This window comes from Hassallia byssoidea VB512170 (assembly GCF_000817785.2).
GTDB lineage: Bacteria > Cyanobacteriota > Cyanobacteriia > Cyanobacteriales > Nostocaceae > Hassallia > Hassallia carrinoi.
This window is the reverse complement of the sequence record NZ_JTCM02000075.1, coordinates 24,951-31,367: the sequence shown is the minus strand read 5'-3', so window position 1 is coordinate 31,367 and position 6,417 is coordinate 24,951. Positions and strand designations below refer to the sequence as shown.

The window sequence follows — 6,417 nt, the reverse complement described above, 5'->3', positions numbered from 1 at the left end:
TGTGCGGAGGTGTCCTCCGTTGAGGCGTCTGGCGTGGACAAGGGGAGCCAGCGCTGTGCGGAGGTGTCCTCCGTTGAGGCGTCTGGCGTGGACAAGGAGTGGGGGACAACGCTCCCACGTTCCCACTAACTCCAAACCACTATCCACTATCCAAATTCCACTAACTCCTAACTCCTAACTCCTAACTCCTAACTCCTAACCACTATCCACTATCCACTATCCACTAACCAATTATGAAAATTGTTCTTGCAAGTGCAGAAGCTACGCGTGAGCTTGGCTTCACTTTTGGTCGATCGCTGGCTGCTGGTAGTGTAATTTTACTCAAAGGTGATTTAGGTGCTGGCAAAACTACGTTAGTGCAAGGTATTGGCGCAGGTTTGGGTATCACTTCCCCAATTGTTAGTCCCACTTTCACTCTGATTAATGAGTATCATGAAGGGCGTCTTCCCCTATACCACCTCGATTTATATCGCTTAGAATCAAAAGAAGTGGCAACTTTGAATTTAGAAACTTACTGGGAAGGTATTGAAGTTACGCCAGGAATTGTGGCTATTGAATGGGCAGAGCGAATGCCCTACCAGCCAGATAGTTATCTCAAAGTATGTTTGACCTCTGGGGATGAGGGTATAGTAAGAGCGGAAATTACGGCGGTTAATTGCTCGATTAACTCGGCGATCGCACGGCATGTATGACGTTAATAACTCTTGCCAATCAAAGCAAGACACGCTTGTTTTATAACTCAAGCCGAAATGAACGCACTTGTCAACTTGGCACGGCAATAGCGGATTGTCGTCAGTGGAATAATACCACCGAAACACGCATTCGCTGTTAACATAATTGTCGTCCAGGGCGATCGTCGGCTGCACTATCAAAGCATTGGTGACGCTCAACTACTCAGCAAGCGATCGCACAAAGAACGTTTCCCACTTTTTGGATTAGGGAATTGGCAATGTCGGCTAGCTTGCACATCTGCTAACACGTCGCACCATCAACATTTAAGCATGAAAACCCAGAAATTGCCCCTACACTCGCTCTACCACAAAATGTCCAAAAACAGTCAATGTCAAATTGAGGGTTGGTCAAATCTGCCACTACCACGCTCGTCACAGTCATTTGGAAAGTTTGTCATTTTAGTTACCAGCTTTTACTAAATATTTTTCTACAACGATAGATTTATCAAGCATTTACATTTGATGATTTGATAGCCAATGTAAATGATGTTATACGTACTTTTAATTATAAATACGTATATAACTTATGACTCAATTACAAAATAGCTCTCGGTACAGCAGTATTTTTGCGGCTGCTTCAAACTGCTACCAATGCTGCTTGCTGCGTAGGGTACATCGCGATAGAGTAATTTCCATGACTTAACCAACTGAGTCTACTCGTAAGCGCATCTTGACAGTCTGTTGTCGTTTGTGGACTAACTGCTTTTTGGCTCATCACCACATAACAAACAGTAGTTATTAGCAGTTTTCTCGTCTTTGTTGCATCCAGATACAAGTTATAGTCAAATAAATCCCATAAATAACGAGGGACAATAAGTGAAAAAAGCTAGATTTGTTCATGTGTATAAACTAAGTGCATATTAGTTTTGTATTAATGAAAGTAAGAAGTGCTGACAAATTTTTTCAGCCTAATTTAACCGAATTGATTCTTAGATAGTTATTCAAAGAATGAATGCAGTTAGTAAGCACCCAAAGCTCTAAGCGGAAAAGTTAAAAAATAATCAAATTATTCATAATTCCTTTAACTTATCCTTATTAGACTTCTTGACTCCCAAAGGAAAAAAAAGCGCTAGTATGGTCTTATCCCACTCGTGAGAGGCGCTTGTCTACGACACGCTGCGCGAACGCCAAGGGGTGGCTCCCCAAGTAGAGCATAGCCGCGTGAAAGGGGTAAGAAAAAAGCGGTTCTGTTGCAATAGTGCAAAAAAGAATGAGTTTTGAGGTCTATTATTAGTATTGCCAAGTTGATTTCAAAATGTACTCAGTAGAAATCGCTAATTACAAGTTAACGATATAAATAACTTGGATTTTTTAACGATAAAAATATATTGTTATCGCCAATCATGTAGTTAATACTGAAGCCAAAGCAGGTTAACCAACTATAGTGCAACGCCCGAAAATCTATTTTGGTAGAAATACGAGATAGGTTTTTCAAGTTGTCTTCACATTGATATTTTTACCGAGATGCACGCTTAGTATGAAAATGTTTGAAGCGATCGCCTTTATTCTCCCAAGTCAGTCAACATGATTTTTCGCATCAAAAATAGCAAAGAACTCAAGCAAATTTGATGCATTATCTCTTAAATGTTTGCTGAAGGCGTAAGTAAAATTGAGACGTAAATTTATGACTTCTAATAAACCTTCAAAAGAACCCCGGTTTATTAAATAAACCGGGGTTCTGAGTTGAGAAACCGGGGTTCTGAGTTTAAGAAACCGGGGTTCTGAGTTTAAGGTTCTACAAAAAATTTATTGCTTGACCCCGCACATCGGTATTCAACTTGCCTTTGTCATAAACAATTTCACCGCCGACAATAGTTGTATGTGCCCATCCGGTGAGATTCCAGCCTTCAAAAGGACTCCAACCACATTTAGTTAACAATTCCTCGCGTCGGACTTGGTGGTAGGTTTGCAAATCTACCAAAACTAAATCAGCATCATAACCAGGTGCGATCGCTCCTTTATTAGGAATACCATACGCCTTCGCCACAGCGGTTGACATCCAATTCACAACTTGGGCAACACTACATCGCCCCTGCATGGCAGCAGTTAACATTAAAGCTAGGGAAGTTTCCACCCCAGGCATTCCAGAAGGGCTGTTGGGATATTCTAAAGCCTTCTCCTCTAAAGTATGAGGTGCATGATCTGTGGCGATGAAATCAATCACGCCATCGCGCAAAGCTTGCCAAAGAACTTCGTTATCGTGAGGCGATCGCAAAGGTGGATTCATCTGCGCCAAAGTGCCAATTTTCTCATAAGCGCTGGTGTTCAACAATAAATGTTGTGGTGTTACCTCTGCTGTTACCCAACTCGGTTTATAATGGCGCAGCAAGTCGGCTTCCTCCGCCGTTGACATATGCAGAATATGCAGCCGACGTTGATATTTTTCAGAAAGTTTTAACGCCAGCGTAGTTGCCAAAAGTGCCGCTTGATTGTCTTGAATTTGCGAGTGAATAGCTACATCGTGAATTCCGGCAAATTCCTTGCGACGTTGATTGATTCTGGCTTGGTCTTCAGCGTGAACGGCAATTAAGCGATCGCCTTTAGCAAATATAGCTTCTAAAGCCGCATCTGCATCCACCAGCAAGTGACCGTGCATTGACCCCATAAAAATCTTAATTCCTGGTGTCGGCTTGGCATTTAACAAATCTGGGAGATTCTCTGGAGTTGCGCCAATAAAAAAGCCATAATTAACCAGGCACTTGCTTTGGGCACGTTGCAACTTGTCGTCTAAAGCTTGCTGGGTAATCGTCAGGGGACGGGTATTCGGCATTTCCAAAAAGGAGGTAACTCCCCCTTTGGCACAAGCACAACTGGCAGTGAACAAGTCTTCTTTGTGTTCTAGTCCTGGTTCCCGGAAGTGTACTTGCGGGTCAATTACCCCAGGCAACAAAGTTAACTGATCTGCGTCAATTTCTGTTGTTGGTGTTGCCGTGGAGATTTCTGGAGCGACTTTTATAATTTGGCGATCGCGGGTCAGGACATCCCCTACTATTAACTCACCATTAGGTAGAATAATGCGAGCGCGGCGAATCAGTAAACTTTTTGGAGATGACATGGAATTAAGAGCCAGAAGGAAAATTAGCTTTTATCGTGACAGAAAATAATTCTTTTGGGTTAAATTGGTTGCACTATTCGTAACAAATTTTCGCACTTTGGTGACAAAAAAGTTTATTTTTTAACTAGGAATCACCATGTCAAGATGCCAAAATAACCAGAAAATCACATTTCCCCGGTTAAGATGAACGAATACAGTGACTGTGGTAGTTTAATTACCTGCATCTTCCTTTTACTTCTGTAATTTAATGCATAATAAAGTGTCTGATAACAACTCTAACCAACAACCTGATAATTCCTGGATCGCAGAACTAGGTAGAACAGTTGTATTAAGTATAATTCTTGCCTTGGGAATTCGCACCTTTGTGGCGGAAGCTCGCTGGATTCCCTCTGGTTCAATGGAACCTACCCTGCACGGTTCGGAAAATCAGTGGGAGGCAGACAAAATCATTGTTGATAAATTGAAGTATAAATTTTCTGACCCACACCGAGGAGACATTGTAGTATTTTCGCCTACAGAAGAGTTGCAAAAAGAACAATATCAAGATGCTTTTATTAAACGTGTAATTGGTTTACCGGGAGAAAAAGTAGAACTTAGAGATGGCAAAGTATACATCAATAACAAACTTATTCAGGAAACCAACTACCTCAGCAAAGATATACGCACGGAAAAAGAAGTTTGCACCTCAGGACCGCAGCCACCTTTTTTATCCAAACCCGTCACTATACCACCTAACTCATATCTGGTGTTAGGAGACAACCGCACCCAGAGTTATGATGGTCGCTGTTGGGGTGTTGTCCCTCGCGAAAACATTATTGGTCGTGCTGTACTTCGTTTTTGGCCCTTAAATCATATTGGTGCGATCGATAATAAGACACCACTGTATCCAAATTAAAGATAATTTCGCAAGGGAAATATACCACAATGAGCCGCAAGCAAAATCAAGTATCACCATCTGAAAACATCCCTAATTTCTGGATAGAGACAACTAAAACTATTGGACTAAGTTTGATTTTTGCTTTTGGGATACGTACTTTTGCAGCGCAAGCTTTCAACGTCCTTTCAGGGTCAATGGAGCCGACTTTACAAATTGATGATAAGTTTATTGTAGACAAGGTGAGCTACCACTTTAGTCAGCCAAAACGGGGAGATATTGTGGTATTTTCACCTACGCAGGAACTTCAGAAAGAACAATACCACGATGCTTTTATTAAACGTGTGATTGCATTACCCGGAGAAAAGGTAGAACTCCGGGAGGGCAAAGTTTACGTCAACAACAAACCTCTCTTGGAAGATAATTACTTTAACTCTCAACCGTGGACATCGATTGATGTTTGCACCGTTGGAAAGCAGCCACCTTACTTGTCTGGACCAGTTACTATACCCGCAAATTCATACTTGGTACTAGGTGACAACCGAATAAATAGCTATGATGGTCGCTGTTGGGGCATTGTCCCGCGTGAAAATATTATTGGACGTGCCGTAGTTCGCTTTTGGCCTTTAAATCATATTGGCGAACTCAATAAGTAACAATCACTCATGTAATAAAAAGAACGGCAGCCTTTAGAGTAGCTAAATTTATGTATGTTAAAGCTAACAAAGATTTACATCTGATGTTAGAGAATGTCTGAAAAGTAAAGCCTGTTTGTCAAGTATCTTTTCAACCTTAGTGGGTGCGTTGATGTAGTTTAACGCACTCTATTTTTATTTTGTTCTGTATCTCTTTCTTTTCTTGGTATCTTGCCGATTCGTTCAATTATATATTTTATAAATATTTATCATAAAAATATATAATAGAACTGTATGAAAAAATACATTTAATATATTAATGTAACTTTTATTGCCATCATCCCCGAACCGCAAATTTGCCTTTGGGGAAAACGATAAACAAAAATGTTATCGACACCAACTGTGCGTGAAATATGTCAGCGTCTAGGGGTAAAAATTTATACTAAAATATCATTGATAGTAGCGGCTAAGACTGGGGGAGTGGGAGACAGGGGGATAAGAGGATAAGGGAGACAAGGCAGACTTGGGGGACGACTTGGGGACACAACAATTCAATCAAAATGCAAAATTCTTAATGCGTGCATTTTGAATTTTTTTGAATTTTGAATGGAACGTAGGGGTTCCCTCGGAAACCCTCATCTCCCTTGGGCGCGATCGAGCGGACACTTCTTCGGATGCGCCTTCATCCGATCCGGTCGCGTCGGTGTGTTGAGGAACGAGTTCACAAGGCGCACTCTCGGGAAGTGAAAGAGCGTTTGTGAAACCCCCCACTTCCTCTACCCCATCTAATCTTGAGATACAAGACACAGGTATCGGTATCGTACCTAAAGAAATTGACATACTTCTTCAAGCTTTTGGGCAAACTGAAACTGGGAGACAATCACAACAAGGAACAAGACTAGGTTTAGCCATTAGCCACAAGTACGTACATAAGTACTATTAGAAACAATACGCACTGGAGGTGAAATATATCAACTAAGTAGAAACCACAAATATAAAAGTTGTTTGTCAAGAAACCCAGATAATTACGACTCAAACCGACCTTAGTCAGCATTGATCGCAGATCGAGCTGAGTGGAAAGCTGCATGTACACCATGCAGCAAGCAGCCAGTTGTAGCGATG

Annotated in this window: 4 protein-coding genes and 1 pseudogene; 4 read left to right on the top strand and 1 reads right to left on the bottom strand. The window is 41.5% G+C overall.

Translation table 11 applies throughout. The features are described 5' to 3' along the window. Positions 1-233 precede the first annotated feature (233 nt). Positions 234-692 (top strand): tRNA (adenosine(37)-N6)-threonylcarbamoyltransferase complex ATPase subunit type 1 TsaE, encoded by a 459-nt coding sequence (gene tsaE, locus PI95_RS24470; protein WP_039753272.1) that lies wholly within the window; start codon positions 234-236, stop codon positions 690-692. Between the two features lie 1,774 nt (positions 693-2,466). Here the strand turns inward: tsaE and PI95_RS24465 are convergent. After that, a complete protein-coding gene (locus PI95_RS24465) occupies positions 2,467-3,786 on the bottom strand; it encodes a dihydroorotase (RefSeq protein ID WP_039753271.1) in 1,320 nt (439 codons plus the stop codon). Positions 3,787-4,033: 247 nt separating this feature from the next. Between PI95_RS24465 and lepB (PI95_RS24460) the strand changes: the two genes are divergently transcribed. The 3 genes and pseudogenes from lepB (PI95_RS24460) to PI95_RS36190 form a co-directional block, all read left to right on the top strand. Continuing rightward, positions 4,034-4,681, top strand: coding sequence for a signal peptidase I (gene lepB / locus PI95_RS24460; RefSeq protein WP_039753270.1), 648 nt, complete (start codon positions 4,034-4,036; stop codon positions 4,679-4,681). Positions 4,682-4,710: 29 nt separating this feature from the next. Then, the gene (gene lepB, locus PI95_RS24455; protein WP_039753267.1) at positions 4,711-5,316 is read left to right on the top strand and encodes a signal peptidase I; all 606 of its coding nucleotides are present in this window, start codon (positions 4,711-4,713) and stop codon (positions 5,314-5,316) included. 772 nt (positions 5,317-6,088) lie between these two features. Further along, positions 6,089-6,223 (top strand): annotated as a pseudogene (locus PI95_RS36190) (ATP-binding protein); the annotation flags it as partial. Between the last annotated feature and the right edge of the window lie 194 nt (positions 6,224-6,417).

Excerpts from the sequence above, each read along its gene's own strand:
- PI95_RS24465 (WP_039753271.1), bottom strand. The coding sequence starts at position 3,786 with ATGTCATCTCCAAAAAGTTTACTGATTCGCCGCGCTCGCATTATTCTA.
- lepB (WP_039753267.1), top strand. The coding sequence starts at position 4,711 with ATGAGCCGCAAGCAAAATCAAGTATCACCATCTGAAAACATCCCTAAT.
- tsaE (WP_039753272.1), top strand. The coding sequence starts at position 234 with ATGAAAATTGTTCTTGCAAGTGCAGAAGCTACGCGTGAGCTTGGCTTC.
- lepB (WP_039753270.1), top strand. The coding sequence starts at position 4,034 with ATGCATAATAAAGTGTCTGATAACAACTCTAACCAACAACCTGATAAT.